Source organism: Providencia sp. PROV109 (assembly GCF_033681625.1).
In the GTDB taxonomy this organism is placed as follows: domain Bacteria; phylum Pseudomonadota; class Gammaproteobacteria; order Enterobacterales; family Enterobacteriaceae; genus Providencia; species Providencia hangzhouensis.
The window spans coordinates 2330075-2348210 of record NZ_CP096320.1 but is presented as its reverse complement, the minus strand read 5'-3'; the positions used below and the strand labels follow the sequence as shown (position 1 = coordinate 2348210).

The 18136-nt window shown below is 38.7% G+C and carries 14 protein-coding genes; 6 read left to right on the top strand and 8 right to left on the bottom strand.

Features of this window, described 5'->3' with window-relative positions; all coding sequences use genetic code 11:
• Positions 1 to 124: 124 nt before the first annotated feature.
• Positions 125 to 1870, top strand: a complete 1746-nt coding sequence (locus M1F25_RS10835) for an ABC-F family ATP-binding cassette domain-containing protein (protein WP_181487852.1) — start codon at positions 125 to 127, stop codon at positions 1868 to 1870.
• A 224-nt stretch (positions 1871 to 2094) separates the two neighbouring features.
• On the opposite strand, the gene M1F25_RS10830 is transcribed toward M1F25_RS10835, so the two are convergent.
• From M1F25_RS10830 to M1F25_RS10810, 5 genes are all read right to left on the bottom strand, one after another.
• On the bottom strand, positions 2095 to 2298 hold the full coding sequence (locus tag M1F25_RS10830; protein WP_004254804.1) for a hypothetical protein: 204 nt from the start codon (positions 2296 to 2298) through the stop codon (positions 2095 to 2097).
• Positions 2291 to 2842 (bottom strand): PadR family transcriptional regulator, encoded by a 552-nt coding sequence (locus tag M1F25_RS10825; protein ID WP_004254808.1) that lies wholly within the window; start codon positions 2840 to 2842, stop codon positions 2291 to 2293. The genes M1F25_RS10830 and M1F25_RS10825 overlap by 8 nt, the downstream gene beginning before the upstream one ends.
• A 279-nt stretch (positions 2843 to 3121) precedes the next feature.
• Complete coding sequence (gene tyrP / locus M1F25_RS10820; RefSeq protein WP_310889348.1) at positions 3122 to 4270, bottom strand: tyrosine transporter TyrP; 1149 nt, start codon at positions 4268 to 4270, stop codon at positions 3122 to 3124.
• 80 nt (positions 4271 to 4350) lie between these two features.
• Positions 4351 to 6291, bottom strand: coding sequence for a pyridoxal phosphate-dependent decarboxylase family protein (locus M1F25_RS10815; protein ID WP_112307149.1), 1941 nt, complete (start codon positions 6289 to 6291; stop codon positions 4351 to 4353).
• 404 nt (positions 6292 to 6695) lie between these two features.
• Positions 6696 to 7706 carry an NAD(P)H-quinone oxidoreductase gene (locus tag M1F25_RS10810; RefSeq protein WP_181487850.1) on the bottom strand — a complete coding sequence of 337 codons (1011 nt, stop codon included), beginning with the start codon at positions 7704 to 7706 and terminating at the stop codon, positions 6696 to 6698.
• A 364-nt stretch (positions 7707 to 8070) separates the two neighbouring features.
• On the opposite strand from M1F25_RS10810, the gene M1F25_RS10805 reads away from it, so the two are divergent.
• Together M1F25_RS10805 and uspE are read left to right on the top strand one after the other, a co-directional pair.
• Positions 8071 to 8826, top strand: a complete 756-nt coding sequence (locus tag M1F25_RS10805) for an FNR family transcription factor (RefSeq protein WP_004254821.1) — start codon at positions 8071 to 8073, stop codon at positions 8824 to 8826.
• A gap of 125 nt (positions 8827 to 8951) precedes the next feature.
• The gene (gene uspE / locus M1F25_RS10800; RefSeq protein ID WP_036957775.1) at positions 8952 to 9899 is read left to right on the top strand and encodes a universal stress protein UspE; all 948 of its coding nucleotides are present in this window, start codon (positions 8952 to 8954) and stop codon (positions 9897 to 9899) included.
• 70 nt (positions 9900 to 9969) lie between these two features.
• On the opposite strand, the gene M1F25_RS10795 is transcribed toward uspE, so the two are convergent.
• Positions 9970 to 10593, bottom strand: coding sequence for a TetR/AcrR family transcriptional regulator (locus M1F25_RS10795; RefSeq protein WP_004254827.1), 624 nt, complete (start codon positions 10591 to 10593; stop codon positions 9970 to 9972).
• A 169-nt stretch (positions 10594 to 10762) separates the two neighbouring features.
• Between M1F25_RS10795 and M1F25_RS10790 the strand changes: the two genes are divergently transcribed.
• A complete protein-coding gene (locus M1F25_RS10790) occupies positions 10763 to 11959 on the top strand; it encodes an MFS transporter (RefSeq protein WP_094960612.1) in 1197 nt (398 codons plus the stop codon).
• 131 nt (positions 11960 to 12090) lie between these two features.
• Here M1F25_RS10790 and pntB read toward each other — a convergent pair whose 3' ends face one another.
• On the bottom strand, positions 12091 to 13479 hold the full coding sequence (gene pntB / locus M1F25_RS10785) for a Re/Si-specific NAD(P)(+) transhydrogenase subunit beta (protein WP_094960629.1): 1389 nt from the start codon (positions 13477 to 13479) through the stop codon (positions 12091 to 12093).
• 13 nt (positions 13480 to 13492) lie between these two features.
• Positions 13493 to 15022, bottom strand: coding sequence for a Re/Si-specific NAD(P)(+) transhydrogenase subunit alpha (gene pntA / locus M1F25_RS10780; protein WP_004254837.1), 1530 nt, complete (start codon positions 15020 to 15022; stop codon positions 13493 to 13495).
• A 385-nt stretch (positions 15023 to 15407) separates the two neighbouring features.
• Here pntA and ydgH point away from each other — a divergent pair, with 385 nt between their 5' ends.
• Together ydgH and M1F25_RS10770 are read left to right on the top strand one after the other, a co-directional pair.
• The gene (gene ydgH, locus M1F25_RS10775; protein WP_004254841.1) at positions 15408 to 16358 is read left to right on the top strand and encodes a DUF1471 family protein YdgH; all 951 of its coding nucleotides are present in this window, start codon (positions 15408 to 15410) and stop codon (positions 16356 to 16358) included.
• Between the two features lie 354 nt (positions 16359 to 16712).
• Entirely contained in the window at positions 16713 to 18053 is a 1341-nt protein-coding gene (locus M1F25_RS10770) for a basic amino acid/polyamine antiporter (RefSeq protein ID WP_004254844.1), read from the top strand.
• The last annotated feature ends 83 nt before the right edge of the window (positions 18054 to 18136 follow it).

Here is an 18136-nt window from a genome sequence, read left to right as displayed (position 1 = left end):
TTCACAGTTTTATACTGCGATAACCCTGCCTGAGCGAAGCCACTAAAGAAAATCTTCCCTCAGCTTACTGGGTTGTCGTTACGACTATACCCTGGCGTTTTTTCGCCTAAAATTTGAGTAAGCTATGAGCACTTTATTAACTGTAAAATCATTAAATTACGATACTTCAACCTCTACCTTATTAAGCGATATTTCTTTTACCATCCAACAAGGTGACCGCATTGGTTTAATTGGCCATAACGGGAGTGGAAAAAGTACATTATTGAAGCTAATAACCCAACAACTGTTTCCTAATAGTGGCAGTATTACCTATGCAAATCATTGTGTTACTGCTTATATTGAACAACATTTACCCGATGAAATCGCTTGTTTGACTCTGATTGATGCGCTTGTTCAAAAACTCCCTGAACAAGATAAAGTCACTGAGCGCTGGCGGGCTGAAGTTTTGTTATCAGAATTAGGTTTTACACCTGAACAATGGGAACAAAAAGCGAATGCCATCAGTGGAGGACAACATACACGTTTGCTGCTGGGGCGTGCTTTAATTGAACAACCCGATTTACTGTTACTCGATGAACCTAGTAATCATTTAGATTTGCCCACACTGATTTGGTTAGGTAATTTCTTACAGTCATGGAAAGGGAGTTTTGTGCTAGTTTCCCATGACCAATCGTTATTAGATAAAGTCAGTAACTGTACTTGGATTTTACGAGATAAATCATTACATTTTTATCGGTTACCTTGCAGTGCAGCACGGCAAGCATTAAGTGAAAAAGACATCACTGATGCACGCCGTAATCAAGCAGAGCAAAAAGAAATTGACCGTATTGCATCAAGTGCCAAGCGTTTAGCGATTTGGGGGCATGTGTATGACAATGAAGCCTTATCACGCAAAGCCAAACAGATGGAAAAACATATTGACCGTCTTAAAGATGCCCAAACCGAATTAACTGAAGGCTATCAATGGAAGCTTGCTTTAAATGGCAAAGCTATTCCTGCAGATAGAGTTTTAGAGTTGGAAAACACCGTTGTTTCAACACCGAATGGAAATCAGTTATTTAAAACGGCATTTCATCAAGTGAAAAGTGGTGATCGTATCGCTATCATGGGAGCCAATGGCTGTGGTAAATCAACACTATTACGTCTACTTTGGCAACATTATCAACAAAATTTACGCTATAGCTCACAATTGAAGTTTCATCCAGCAATTCGTGCTGGTTATTATGACCAACAATTAGAGCAGTTAAATGATAATGATAGCCTATTAGATGCACTACGTCATTTTTCACCTTTAACCGATGAACAACGAAAAATGGCATTGATTGGAGCGGGGTTTGCCTATAATCGTCACCAACAGAAAGTGGCAACACTGAGCGGTGGTGAACGCGCTAGATTATTGTTTATTGGTTTAAGTTTAGCTCAGTATGAGTTGATTTTATTGGACGAACCTACCAATCACCTTGATCTAGAAGGCAAGGAAGCACTTTGTGAGCAAATTAGCTTATTTTCTGGGGCATTATTGGTTGTAAGCCATGATAAATGGCTCATTGAAAATAGCTGCCAACGCTTCTGGTTTATCGATGATAATCGGCTAGAGGAATACCTTAATGCTGATGATATTTATCATAAAATCGAGAAGCAATCCCAGCAAGTGTTAACGTCTACGCTTGGGGAAAATGCCCCTTCTAAATCAACGATTGAAATTCTCAGTAAGGAAGTTACTCATGAAGATGAGTTATTAGAAACATTGCTGATATTGGAGCAAAAGCTACTTGCGGATCAAAAACGCAAATTAAACCACCAAAAACCGCAATTACAGCAGCAGTGGATCAACGAAATAGCCCAAATACACGCTAAATTGGGCTTGTAACCGATACCCCTGGTTACGTTAAGTGATCAGGGGATTTTTTATGAAGTTATATATTGATATAGGATCATAGCTAAAGTTTACAAAATAATTATATGCATCCTAAAATTTACCTTATTGATGGAATAATAGAAGACTGAGTCGCGTTGTTCATCAATAAGAAAATAAATAAGGTTTATTCTTTATGTCTTTTAAGTGAATAAAGATTTTGTAAACTATCTAATTGGTTATTTTATTTTTTGTTTCTTTGCTCGCTTAAAATATGAAGTTGGCACATTAGGGCATACAACCTCTTTAAATTTAACGTCTTTATTCGTCTTCACAGACGGTTCATTTTCAGATGAAACCGGGGCGTTGCTCTGTGGTATTTTGCTTGTCTCTTTCATATATAAACGCTCTTTTGCTTGTATAATATCATTCGTTTTAGCCATTTGATTTTCCCTCTGCCACTAACACTGCATTGACTTGCTCAATACGTTCCACTGCTCGGTTAATGATCTCAACGACTCTTGTTGTCTCTTCTTTCGTCAACTGTTGTATCACGATTTGGTGTCTCAACAATGACTTAAATTTATCTACAGCGCATTCAATTTCATTAGCGAATTGATTACCTGCTTTTAATTCCTGAGCATATTTTAATTTTAGTTGAACTTCTGCCAATATTTCAGCTTTGAGTAATAAAAAACAGCGACCTTCTGGCGTTATGACATAACACTTACGCCCTTTTCCATTATCTTTACCCGCCGAAATAAACCCTAACTCCTCTAATAACGTCAAAGTTGGATATATCACACCTGGGCTTGGGCAATAAAAACCTGCCGTTTCTTCTGCAATTTTTTTTATTAGCTCATAACCGTAATTAATTCCCCCTGTCAGTAAATGTAGGATATAAATCCTTAACTGTTTAGGGTTAAACATACGACTGACACTTTTACCGTTGCACAAACACGGCTCGAGTTGTTGTTCATTTGCCATTAAAATTCTCAGTGGTTATTTATATAAAAACCGATATATCTAATATGATAGTTACTTTTACAGAAAATGCCAGCTTTAGATATATCTATTTTTATGCATAACGTGCTAATGATAATCATTCTTATATGGATTATACCGACTAAATGTCGACACAACAGTAAAAAATGTGCGGTAAATTGTCTAACTGAGTAAAGTTGGCAATAGATATGAAATTAACCTATTTTTGAAGTGATAAAGCCAGCCGTCGGTATGTTGGCTGGCTATAGAAGCGAAGTACAATTACCCAATATTAGGTAATATGTTGAAAACAATCCCTAACTGAACACCAATGACTATAATTCCACAAATAAATACTAATGAAAGACCTAATCCACCGCCTAACACTTGATATTTCCGTTGGTTTAATGTTCTTGATTTAAATGCCATAGCACTAGGTAATAATAAAGCCAGTATTGAAAGTGCGATTGCGGCATACCCTAACGCCATCACAAACCCTTTAGGATAAAATAAAGCAAAAACTAGTGGTGGTCCAAAGGTGAGCAAACCTGTTTGTAGACGCCCTGACGCATTATCTTGACGTTTAAATAAATCCGCTAGAAAGTCAAATAACCCCAAAGCAACACCAAGGAAAGATGTCGCAAGCGCCAAACTCATAAACATTTGTGCAATTAACTCTGTTTTTCCTGATTGAGCCACATCTTTAATTGCATCTAATAATCCATTAAGCCCTGCGTTTTCCGCCAAAATACCAACAAATGTGGTTGTACCAATACTCCCTAATGTTGCGATTTGCCATAAAATATAAGCAATCAACGGGATAGCACTTCCGATAATAAAAATAACCCGCAATTTTTTGACATCTCCCCCCATGTATTTAACGATACTTGGGACGCTACCATGAAAACCAAAGGAGGTAAAAAACACCGGTATAGCAGATAAAATAAGTACTTTTTCAGTTGGGGCAGCTAATAAATTTTGTTGCTCAACATGCGGCATCATTAATGCCAATATAATGACTAAGAAAACAATTTTTGCAGCAAATAAAATACGGTTGATAAAATCTACGGATGAAGTCCCGAAACATACAACTCCCCCACCAATGACGGTAAATACAACAATTCCCATCCAATCTGCCATTTCAATAGCAAAACTACTTTTCAAATTTGATGTAATGATTTCCCCTGCTCCACTGACATAAGCTGCTGTCAATGCATACATCAGGAACATCATACTAAAACCCGTAATAAATTTGCCACTAGAGCCTAAGTACCGTTGTGCAACACTACCGATCCCAGTTTCGTGAGATTCATGTTGATAAACTTCGACCAAAAGTAACGCCGTGTAGCACATCAATGCCCACAACACTAATAACATAGCGAGGCTCACTAAGAAACCATTACCCGCGGCAGCGATAGGCATGGCTAACATACCTGCGCCAATCGTAGTACCTGCAACAATAAATACACTACCAAGTGTGCGATTTTTCATATTGAGATCCTAACAATCAATTAAATATTAATTTTATAATTAGAGTGATTTAACTTATTTTCTTCATTAATGAGTTGTTGTAATTTGTCTTCAAAAATATTTTTTAACTCTGCCCAATAGGTTTCAAAATGTGCCCTATCACGCAGGCAATGTGTCATGACTGCCGCCCGTAGCACATAAATCGACCGTACTTTATGCCATTCACTATCAGAGAATTGTGCATCTCGACATAGATTCAATGGGTTATCGCCATATTCTTCATAAGTTAGCGAGGTTGATGAGGTGAGAAAATCATTAGAATAACTCCGGCCTGCCGCATAAGAGCATAATTCATATAACCGTTTATTTAATTGATTTTGTTTTTCTAAAGAGGTGTTGCCAATTTCACGAAACATAAAGTTAATCATGTGAAAATCGGGCGTTGGCATCGCTATAATTGAAAATTGACGTTCCTCAATAATAAAAGGCTCACATTGATTAATTTTATCAATCATCCAATTGGCAGTGATGACCCCAGCCGCAATCACTTTTCCATACCCTAAAACATTTAACGGAACTAAGCGATGTGCAGCCCATACCGCTGCTGCGGTTGCGCCCGCTTTTGACCCTTCCATAATAGATGAGCCCAATAATACATTTTGTGTTTTTTCTGTTTTACGCTGCTTTTCTTGAACCTCTTCAAATACATAAGCGGCATGGTAAGAAACTAAATCCACAATCCGCTTATCTTTCATACAGATTGCACCTGCCGCATAAGGAATAAACCCCACCTTATGAGGGTCAACGGTAATCGAGTCCGCTTGGCTTAATGCTTTAAAGCTTTCATAAACATCACGTTTTGGCCACAACATATTTTCAGGAAAAATCCCTTCACTATGATAGCGTTGGAGTAAATTCTCATACTCCATAAATTGGTTTTCTTCATCGCGAAACATCGCACAAGCGTATCCCGCGTAAGCAGCATCGATATGCACATAAAAAGAAACCCCAAAACGTTGCTCGCATTCACGTCGTAGCTCAATAACTTCTCTGACATTGTCTATTGCGCCAGTTTCTGTGGTACCAACAACGGCAACTACCGCTAAAATTGGCTCCCCTTGCTCAATTAATGTAAATACCGTTTCACGCATTTTACGTACATCTGTTCGATAACTTGCATCAACGGGTAATTGCACAATATTCTGTTGGCCTAAACCAAGAATATCCATCGCTTTCATCCATGAATAGTGTTTAGACTGCGGTACCAATAACTTACCGAGTTTTCCTTGTTCTATTCCAACACCACGGCAGGTTAAATCACGAATTTCCTCAAAAATTTGTTGTTTCTTTAACTCGTCAATTAAATCTAGAACCGCGGAAACTGAGAGATTGAGTAACTCTTTTTCAGTTTTATCCTTTAGCAAGTATTGGGATTTTGGATGCTGCATAATCGCTAACGGCAACGTTTTAATATTTCTAGCTACCCATAAACCTTCGTAGTTAGCAACCGTTCCACCAGATGTAATATGTCCCCAAGCATGTTGTACGTCATAACCAAACATGGCACATAAATCTAACCCGGCTTCTATTTCTAAAACTGTTGTCGTTGGTGAAGATTCTTGTGCACAATTATTGGGGTTGTACATCATCGCCATGACATAAGCCAAATTAGAAATCATCAGTGTATCTGCATTCATATGCCCCATATAACGGGGGGAGAACCATGGAACCGATGTTGTTTTTAATTTTGAAGAGAGTTGATTAAGAATGCCTTCAGTACGATAAAGCGTATCTCGGTACTCGGGAGCATAACGGTCAACAGTAGAGATAAGATCAGGATCTTCAGGATGATAGCTGGAACGCCAATGCATATGTTCACTAACTGAATACTCCATCATTTCTTTGAAAAAGACAGCATTTTCAGATTTAGGACCTAAAAATAATGCATCTACATTTATTTTTGAATTTTTAAAATTATTTATCATTACTACACCTTCAAACTACAATTAACGGGTGCTAATTGCACTTAAGTTACTTAACTTAATATCATTGGAAAGTGCATAACGGGCTGTGTTTATATAAAAGATATCAATATATTAATGATATACATTTAAAAATATCATTTAAGCATTAATTATTGATAAACAAACCGTTAATGGCCAACTTATTTATAGATATAATCTATTTCTATTAAATTATTAATAAACTAATAGGAATTTCATTCTGATTTGTGGACAAGCACAAAAAAACAAAATTTATTCAACTGTAAAGAGATTTTTACGCTGAAAAAGCTTGAATATGTAAAAAATTTGTTATAGATGGTGCGATTTTCACTGCTCTTAAAGAACTAAAGTTAAATAGTGAAAACCGCAGAAAGTAAATCCAATTAACTGTTTAGCAAAACAATTTTCCCAACAAGATCACCTGATTCCATATATTCATGGGCACTTCGCACCTGAGACAAGTGATATATTTTGTTAATAATAGGTTTTATTTCACCATTTTGTAACAACCCCCAGACTTGTTTCTTTAGTTCTTGGGCAATCACTGCTTTTTCCTCAATAGTTCGAGAACGCATTGTTGATCCCGTATGAGTTAATCTTTTTACCATTAAAGGCATCATATTTAACTCTTTAGGGTTACCTTTCATCATACCAATTTGAATTATTCGTCCAAATTTAGCAGCAACTTGATAATTTTTCGCAACATAATCACCACCGATAATATCTACGACCATATCAACACCTCGAGAAGAGGTATAATTGAGTGTTGCTTCAACAAAATCATCGTTTCTGTAGTTAATAACACAATTTGCGCCTAACGATTTTGCAACTTGAACTTTGTCTTCTGAACCAACAGTAGTAATCACTGTTGCGCCAAAGGCTTTTGCTAACATAATTGCCACGCTACCAATTCCCGATGTTCCACCGTGAATAAGTACCGTTTCGTCTTTTTTAAGTTTGCCTATTTGAAAAACATTTGCCCAAACAGTGAAAAAGTTTTCAGGTATCGCTGCACCCTCGATAAAAGATAAATTCCCTAACGGTAAGGCTATGTTTTTATGCACTAAACAATATTCTGCATAACCTCCCCCGGCAACCAGTCCACAAACTTTGTCTCCGAGCTGCCATTCCTCTACATCATCCGCCTTGGCAACTATAGTTCCTGCAATTTCAAGCCCCATAATCAGTGAAGCATCTGCCGGTGGCGGATAAGACCCCTTACGCTGAAAAATATCAGGGCGATTAACCCCCGCAGCTTCCACCTTAACGAGCAAATACCCTGCAGAAATTCTAGGTAACGGTATATCAATTAATCGCAGCTTTTCTGGTCCACCAGGTTCTATAATGTCTACAACTGTCATCGAGGTGGGTAAAGACTGTTGGATAAGTGCCATTATATTCTCCTTTTTGAGGTTAATTTGAAAAATTGATATTCCTAAATTTATTTTTGTGTTAAATTAATGCTAATTAGTTTAATATTTCGTGCTTAATTACGACAGTTTAGAGTAGTAACTACTATGATGATGTAAGTCATCTTTTTATCGTTTAGAGGCTAAAATTTAATCTATATCAAATTATATACTTAGTAATCTTCTTTAATTTAGCATGAATATCTAAATTCACTAATTTCTCACATGCCTTCTGATTGGCTTTTTTGTTTATTAAGTCGATTCTGTCATACATTACTACTTACTAGTTGCATTATCTTATGTTAAAATTGACTCATATCAATAATTTTAACTTGATTGAGCCTTAAATATGATCCCAGAAAAAAGAGTTGTTCGTCGCATCCAGTCTGGTGGTTGTGCTATTCATTGTCAGGATTGCAGTATTAGCCAACTTTGCATTCCTTTTACGCTGAATGAACATGAACTGGATCAACTTGATAATATCATCGAACGCAAAAAACCAATTCAAAAAGGCCAAGCTTTATTTAAAGCAGGCGATGAATTGCGTTCATTATATGCCATCCGCTCAGGTACAATAAAAAGCTATACAATAACCGAAGAAGGCGATGAGCAAATTACTGGTTTTCACTTAGCAGGAGACCTTGTTGGCTTTGATGCTATCATTCATACACAGCACCCAAGTTTTGCACAAGCACTTGAAACCTCAATGGTTTGTGAAATACCTTTTGAAACCTTAGACGACTTATCAGGCAAAATGCCTAATTTACGTCAGCAAATTATGCGTTTAATGAGCGGTGAAATTAAAGGTGATCAAGAAATGATCCTTTTATTATCTAAGAAAAATGCGGAAGAGCGTTTAGCTGCATTTATTCTTAACCTCTCTCACCGCTTTGCGGAACGTGGTTTTTCACCAAGAGAATTTAGATTAACCATGACTCGTGGAGATATCGGTAATTATCTTGGCTTAACAGTTGAAACCATTAGTCGCCTTTTAGGACGTTTCCAGAAAAGTGGCATGCTAAGTGTTAAAGGTAAGTACATCACTATCGAGGATATGGCTAAACTGACTGATATCGCTGGTAAAGTTTCAGCAATTACATGCTAATATCCCTAAACGGATCACGTTATCAGTGATCCGTTTTCATTTTTTTCTCCAGATTTCTTGCCTATTTAATCTCAATATCATAGTTTATCTATATGGAAATATCCGTGTATCGAGAGGATTTCAATATGGCAAACTATAAAAACCTGCTAGTTGCAATTGACCCAAATCAGGATGATCAACCTGCATTAAGACGTGCTGTCTACATCGTGCAGCGTAATGGTGGACGGATAAAAGCGTTTTTGCCTATCTACGACCTTTCCTATGACATGACAACCTTACTTTCTCCTGAAGAACGTAATGCCATGCGCAAAGGTGTAATAAGCCAAAAAGCAGCGTGGATCAAACAACAAGCTCATTTCTATCTTGAAGCGGGCATTGATATTGAAATTAAAGTTATTTGGCATAACAAGCCATATGAGGCCATTATTCAGGAAGTAATAAATGGTGAACATGACCTGTTACTGAAAATGGCGCATCAAACCGATAATTTTGAGTCGATTATTTTTACCCCACTAGACTGGCATTTACTCCGAAAATGCCCTGCTCCCGTTTGGATGGTAAAAGACAAAGTATGGCCTGATCACGGTTCAGTGGTTGTCGCCGTTAACTTATCAAATGAGGAATCTTATCACGATGACCTCAATATCAAATTGGTCGAAAAAACAAAAGATTTAGCAACTCGCATTATTAAGGAACAGGAAATCCATTTAGTGAGTGCATATCCTGTTGCTCCTATGAATATTGCCATAGAGTTACCTGATTTCGACCCGAGCCTATATAACAACGCACTACGCGGCCAACATTTAATTGCGATGAAAGAGTTGCGGCAAAAATTTGGGATTGATGAAAAATATACCCATGTCCGTGAAGGCTTACCTGAAAAAATTATTCCAGATATGTGTGAAGAATTGCACGCTGGGGTTGTGGTACTGGGTATTTTAGGCCGCACAGGCATTTCAGCGGCTTTTTTGGGGAATACCGCGGAGCATGTCATCGATAAGCTAAAATGTGATTTATTAGCGATTAAACCTGACGGTTTTGTTTGTCCTATCAACCCTGCTGATGATGATTAGCTAATCATCTAAAACTTATTAAGCCCCAATAATATTTATGTTATTGGGGCTTAATTTAATCATGGCTAAGTTATTGCTGAACTGAACTTTGACTAAGTATCGGCCAAGCTTGCATAGCATTAAAAATGACTTGATTAAGTCTTTCAAGATCAATTCCATCACAAGCTTGTATGGTAAAACCATCAATTACCGTTATATAAAAATCAACGATAGCTTCAATCGGCGCATCTGGAGCAACATCACCATCATCAATGCCTTTACGCATACGCGCCAGTAGAATTTCCTGATAACTTTTCCGTTTTTCTTGGACGTTTAATTGCACATCTTCGATTTGCTTTGACCCATTCATTGTCGCTGTAATCAGCATACAACCTGCAGGCTTATTTGGCTGAATTAGCCTTTTAGCGCTTTCATACATCAGCAATTCAATTGCAATTTTCGCTGTTTTGGCTTGCTTTACAATAGACAAAATAGGACAAGCTTCATTCATCAAATAATAATCAATACATTGATTAAACAACGATGCTTTATCACCAAAAGCACAGTAAAGGCTAGGCGCTGTGATACCTAGCTCTTGAGTTAAATCGCTAATTGAGGTTGCAACATAGCCATTTCGCCAAAACAATAGCATGGCTTTAGCTAGTGCATCTTGTTGGTCAAAGCCTTTAGGCCGCCCGCGTTTTATTTGATTCATATTCTCACTTTACTCGCAGTCAATTCACTATACCACAACTATTTTATAGTGATCATTATAAAAATAATTGACAACGTCTAAATTCACATAAACAATAGCGCCATGATTTTATAGCGGTCACTATAAAATCATTCTTTTTTGTAAACTACTTAACTTTCATGGAAAGCGCATGACAACAACTCATATTTCTTCGCACAATGGTAACTGGCTTTCACTATTATCTGCAACTTTTGCTTGCTTCATTATTGTTACTGGTGAGTTTTTAGCCATTAGCGTGCTAAATAACATCGCTTATGATTTTCAAATATCAACAGGTACCGCAGGGCTTACAGTCACTGTCACATCTATCGCAGGTATGGCATCCTCCCTATTTGTCCCCATTTATGCCAAAAATATCGATAGACGCCAAGTCTTACTTTTCTTAGTTGCTCTCATGATATTAGCTAATGCAATTACGGCTTTCGCGTCTAATTTTAGTTTAGTTTTATTAGGTCGATTCGCATTAGGAATTGCACTAGGGGGTTTTTGGGGAGTAGCAGCAGGCTTAGTAATACGTCTAGCACCTAAAAATATGTCAATTACCACATCCGTAACAATATTCTTTTCGGCCGTCACATTAGTCACCGTGCTCGGAGTACCTCTAGGCGCTTGGTTATCTGATAATTATGGTTGGAGAATGCCTTATATTGCGCTGGTTATTGCAGGTGCTGTCGCGTTTTTAATGCAGTATTTCTCTTTACCATCATTAAAACCTTCTTCGTCTATGCAATGGAAGGAATTGTTATTGATGCCTTCGCACCCTATTGCGCGTAAAGGATTAATTATATTCACACTGATTTTTTTAGCACATTTCTCTGCGTATAATTATTTTACGGTGTTCTTTAAACAAACTGCAGGTTTTATCGAAGGACAAATTTCAGCATTATTGCTCTTTTTTGGAGTGGCCAGCGTAGTTGGCAATATACTGGCGGGTTATGTTGGAAAATATAATGTTCGTTATAATTTCGCGATTAGTGCTCTTTTATTAGCCTTAGCTTTTCTCGCATTATCTGTTTTAGATTTTAATTGGGCGACCAGTATCATATTTGTTTCTTCATGGGGGATCGCTGCGGGTATGGTTCCTGCAACAATCAATATGTGGATGCACGTTCATGTTCCAGAGTTAACCGAGAAAGGTTCCGCCCTTATTACCTTTATGTTTTTAATTCTAATTACTATTGGCAGTCTAGTAGGAGGATACGTCATGGACCATTTCAATGGCGGAGTTCTCATGATGAGCATGCTGACTATATCTACACTAGCATTTTTATTAGTGTTTACCTTTGCTCGAGGGCTAACCAATTGCGCTCGATTTTGCTTCAAATGATGCGTTTATAAGACTGCATCACATAAACTGATTTAGCTCTCAAATATCAAGAAGGGGTGACTGGAATTAACCAATCACCCCTTCTTATTTACTTTGCTAATTATTTTGAAATGAATTAGTAATTCATTAAATTACAATGCGCGTAAGATTGCATCAACGCTATCTTTTGCATCACCAAACAACATCTGTGTATTTTCTTTGAAGAATAATGGGTTTTGTACCCCAGCATAGCCAGTATTCATTGAACGTTTAAATACAATAACATTGCTTGCTTTCCAAACTTCAAGAACTGGCATACCTGCAATTGGGCTGTTTGGATCTTCTTGAGCCGCTGGGTTAACCGTATCGTTAGCACCAATAACAAGAACGGTATCGGTATCAGAGAAATCATCATTAATTTCATCCATTTCCAATACGATATCATAAGGTACTTTAGCTTCGGCTAATAATACGTTCATATGGCCAGGTAAACGCCCAGCTACAGGGTGAATACCAAAACGCACATTAATACCACGTTCACGTAATTTAGTGGTGATATCCGCAACAGGATATTGTGCTTGTGCTACCGCCATACCATACCCCGGAGTGATAATTACTGATGTTGAGTTTTTCAACATTTCAGCGACTTCCTCTGCGGTGCTTTCGCGATACTCACCCATTTCTTCTTCTGTGCCTGTTGAAGAGCCATCTGTACCGAAGCCTCCTGCAATAACACTGATAAACGAACGGTTCATCGCCTTACACATAATATAGGACAGAATCGCACCTGAAGAACCGACCAATGCCCCTGTGACAATCAGCAAGTCATTACTTAACATAAAACCTGCCGCTGCAGCAGCCCAACCTGAATACGAATTCAGCATTGAAACCACCACTGGCATATCCGCTCCACCAATTGAAGCGACTAAATGCCAGCCAAAAGCTAAAGCTATCGCGGTCATAATTAGCATCAAGAAGACTTGCAAGCCGACACTTTCTGTTTTAACAAAAATCACTAACAGAATAAATGAAACCACTAACGCCGCTAAATTCAGTTTATGGCGATTAGGTAACATCATCGGTTTTGATGACATTTTCCCTGATAATTTACCATAAGCGACTACTGAACCAGTGAAGGTAACTGCACCAATGAAGATCCCTAAGAAAACTTCAGTTAAGTGAATGTTTTCCATCACAACATCAGCATGCCCTTCACTGGCGATAAAGCTGTTAAAACCAACCAGCACTGCAGCTAAACCGACGAAACTATGTAAAATAGCCACCAGCTCAGGCATTTCTGTCATTTCAACTTTTTTCGCTAAGCGAATACCAATGACAGCACCAATGACCATCGCAACGATCATCCAGCCCACATTAGCACTGTGAGGACCTAAAATAGTGGCTATCAAGGCGATAGCCATCCCGATAATGCCATAAGTATTCCCACGTTGGGAACTTTCATGACGGGATAGCCCCGCAAGGCTGAAAATAAATAGGATAGCAGCAACTATGTAAGCTGCTGTCACAATTCCACTCGACAACATAAGTTACCCCTTACCCTTTACGAAACATTTTTAACATGCGTTGAGTTACAGTGAACCCACCGAAAATATTGATACTCGCGATCAATATGGCGATAAAGGATAAGAAACTTACCCAGCCACCGCTGCCAATCTGGAGCAAGGCGCCCACGACGATGATCCCTGAAATAGCGTTAGTGACTGACATTAACGGTGTATGCAATGCATGAGTCACATTCCACACCACGTAATAACCAACCACACAAGCTAAAGCAAATACAGTAAAGTGCGATAAAAACTCTTTTGGTGCTGAATTAGCAAACCAACCAAACAAGATGATAGCTAATGCCATCAAGCCATATTTTACCGTCGGTGACATCTTTTTCTCAGGCGCTTTAACTTTTTCCACCGCTTGCGGTTTCGCCTGCGGCTGAGCAGATACCTGAATTGGGGGCGCTGGCCAAGTGATTTCACCTTGTTTAATCACTGTGACCCCACGAATTACCAGATCTTCAAAATCAATGTCTATTTCACCATTTTTCTCTTTGCACAATAACTTCATCAAGTTAACGAGGTTTGTTCCATATAACTGCGATGATTGTGTTGGTAAACGGCTTGGTAAGTCGGTATAACCAATGATTTTTACGCCATTGTCAGTCACAACCAGCTTGTCAGCTTGGGTTAACTCACAGTTCCCCCCAGTTTGCGCCGCTAAGTCTACAATCACACTTCCCGGCTTCATTGATTCAACCATTTCCTTGGTAATCAATTTAGGTGCAGGCTTACCTGGAATCAGTGCCGTAGTTACAATGATATCGACTTCTTTCGCTTGTGCAGCGAACAGTTCCATCTCAGCTTTAATAAATGCTTCTGACATTACTTTGGCGTAGCCATCGCCACTACCGGCCTCTTCTTTGAAATCTAATTCAAGGAATTCAGCCCCCATACTCTGAACTTGCTCTTTCACCTCAGGACGAGTGTCAAAGGCACGCACAATGGCACCTAAACTACCAGCAGCGCCAATCGCAGCAAGGCCTGCAACCCCAGCCCCGATGATCATGACTTTCGCTGGAGGAACTTTACCTGCGGCCGTAATTTGCCCCGTAAAGAAACGACCAAATTCGTGAGCAGCTTCAACAATTGCACGGTAGCCGGCAATATTCGCCATTGAGCTAAGCGCATCAAGTGATTGAGCACGTGAAATGCGTGGTACCGCATCCATCGCCATCACGTTAATTTTCCTAGCTTTTAAAGCTTCCATTAGCTCAGCATTCTGTGCTGGCCAAATGAAACTCACCAGAGTCGCTCCTTCTTTTAATAGAGGAATTTCATCATCCAGTGGCGCGTTGACTTTAAAAACGATATCCGCAGCAAATGCAGTATCACGATCAACGATTTCCGCCCCCGCTTGTTCGTATGCTACATCGTCAAAACTGGCTAAATGACCCGCATTTTGTTCTACACAGACAGAAAAACCTAACTTAAGAAGTTGAGTTACTGTAGATGGTGTAGCTGCAACACGCGCTTCATTGGCAAGTCGTTCTCTTGGTATACCAATACGCATAATGTTCCCTTTTTAATGCCTAACGTAATGTTGTTAATAGAGTGTTTGCTAAAATAATGACTGTCATCACAGAGAAAAGTCTTATTTTGTGCCTAAACAGATTTTTAATGTTCTAATAACCTACTGAAAATAAGCTTCTTGATCCATAATTGATCACGATTCTTAGACAGTAAATGGAATTCGCAGTGAAAATCTTAGTTTTAGGTCAATAAAATACTGGATACTTTAAAAAATCTGGTAAATTTAACTAGTCAATAATTATTTATTTCTCATAAAAATAAAATCATGAGACAACAGGTTCCGTTACGTGTAATAATCACGTACATGTGATACAACTAAGATTCAGCATGTTTATAATAAATTGCGCAAGGCGGAAGGATTTTGTATGAAGCTGAAAACTACGGTCATCGCAGCCGCGGTGTTATCATTAACTAGTATAACTGCTACTCAGGCGGCTGTTGAATTGACGCCAAAACAGGCTACTGAATTAAAACCTTATGAGCGTATAACAGTCACCGGGCGCTTTAATGCTATTTATGAAGCATCCGATGCAGTCTCCCGTAGGGCTGATAAAATGGGGGCATATGCCTTTTACATTCAAAGCCTTGATGATGTAGGTGATAGCGGCAACATGCGTGTTGTTGCTGATGTCTACGCAAAAGATGCACCACAAGTTGATACACCAAAACGTCGTGTATTCGGTGGTGTTGAGGAAATGTCAAAAACTGACGCAACAGAATATGAGCCTTTTGATACTGTTACTGTAAGCGGTTTTTACCCTTCTCAACCAGACCTATATGAGGCTATCGCCAAAAAAGCACTTGAGAAAAATGCTGCCTCGTTCTATGTGGTTCGTAATATCGCAATGAATGATGGTGGAAATACATTAGCAACTGCTTATATCTATAAGAAAGATGCACCGAAACGACAAGTTCTTAATGAAGACGCAGTGGTTCCTGCCGATTCTGACGCTGGTCGTGCTCTGTTAGCAGAGGGCGGTGAAGCGGCTAAAAAAGTTCGCATTCCTGGTGTTGCATCTTCTGAAGAACCAACAACCGCAGTCGGACGCTTCTTTGAAACCTCTAGCAGTCAACCGGGTCGTACTAGTGTGACTCTGCCAAGTGGTTATGTTATCGAAGAGGTCAACAAAACAGCAGCTGCACAAATGGTCCCATTTGACTCTATTACATTCTCTGGATATTACACCAATACGCCTGAAGTACGTTACCAAATAGCAAAACGTGCGGAAGCGAAAGGGGCTAAATATTTTCATATTACAAGAGAATGGCAATCTAATGGTGGCAGTGTCACTATCAGTGCTGACTTGTTTAAATAGTCCTAATTTATGTGATGTTAAAACCAGCCTACTCGGCTGGTTTTTTTTTATTTTTAGACTCTCACTTTAGGTTATATCTCGTCTTTGACTCTATTCATCCTCACTCTTTTGAAAAAGTGCATAAAACATCTTAAAAAATGCATACATTACCATTGCATATCTGTCATTTCGTTCGTAGAATCCACACTCTGAAAACATGCAGTCATTCCATCTGCTTTTTTAATGGCTACTAGTTAAACTCATTATTGTAATGGCACTTTAACGTCATTTTAACTTTTGATTTCTGAACGTTCAGGATTTACTTTGAAAAATACTTTGAGTCTTACCGCACTAACTGCGCTAGTTCTTAGCTCAATGGTTGGCGCTGGTGTTTTTAGTCTCCCTCAAAATATGGCTGAAGTGGCTAGCCCTCTCGCATTAATAATCGGTTGGTCAATTACTGGTGTGGGCATCCTTTTTTTAGCATTTGCCTTATTGTTGCTTTCTCGCATACGACCTGACCTTGACGGTGGGATATTTACTTACGCCAAAGTCGGCTTCGGGGAATTAATTGGTTTTTGCTCGGCGTGGGGTTATTGGCTATGTGCGGTAGTTGCCAATGTGTCTTATCTTGTTATCGTATTCGCAGCAATCAGTTTTTTTACAGATACTCCTGACAACATTATTTTTGGTGATGGGAATACATGGCAAGCCCTAGTCGGAGAATCAATACTCCTCTGGTTTGTTCACTATTTAGTTCTTCGTGGAGTACAAACAGCCGCTGGGATTAATAAACTTGCTACAATGGCAAAACTGGTTCCTCTTGGCTTATTTATTGTATTGGCTTTTTTTGCGTTTAAACTTGATATTTTCAATGCAGATTTCAGTGGTATCGAATTTGGCGTTCCTGTTTGGGAGCAAGTCAAAGATACCATGCTGATTACACTATGGGTATTTATTGGTATCGAAGGTGCCGTTGTCGTCTCTGCACGAGCGAAAAACCGCCGCGATGTTGGCTTAGCAACAATTTTCGCTGTAAGTTCTGCTTTAATTATCTATATTCTAGTGACCTTACTTTCTTTAGGTATTATGCCTAGAGCTGAACTTGCAGAAATAAAAAATCCATCCATGGCCCCACTCATGATAAGTTTAATTGGTTCGAGTGGTGATATTATTATTGCAGCGGGCCTAATTATTTCTGTTTGTGGAGCTTACCTAAGTTGGACTATTATGGCCGCTGAAGTACCTTATATTGCAGCCCAATACCAATCATTTCCTAAAATATTCAATAAATTAAATAAGAATGATGCCCCATCATCTTCTTTATGGCTCACTAATGGTGCAGTACAGCTATCTTTAGTTCTTATTTGGCTTAGTGGGAGTAATTACAATACATTGCTTACCATTGCCTCTGAAATGATTTTAGTCCCCTATTTCCTTGTTGGTGCATTTTTAGTAAAAGTAGCTTTTGAACGTCATAATAAGGCATTACTTGCCGTTGGAGCTATTGCCAGTCTTTATGGTCTATGGTTGCTTTATGCATCAGGGTTAATCAATTTACTATTATCCGTCGTTTTATATGCCCCTGGTATTTTGGTATTTTTCTATGCTCGCCAGCAGCAAACCAACCAAATGCCATTAAAAGCGATTGAAAAAATCATGGCATATGCCATTGCTATCGGCGCTATCCCAGCGCTCTATTATTTGGTTGCCTAGTTTTAGAAACGAGGGCTTAATTTTAACCCATAAATTTAAGCCTTCATTTACTGCAACATCCTGTTTTTTTGATTACTAAATCA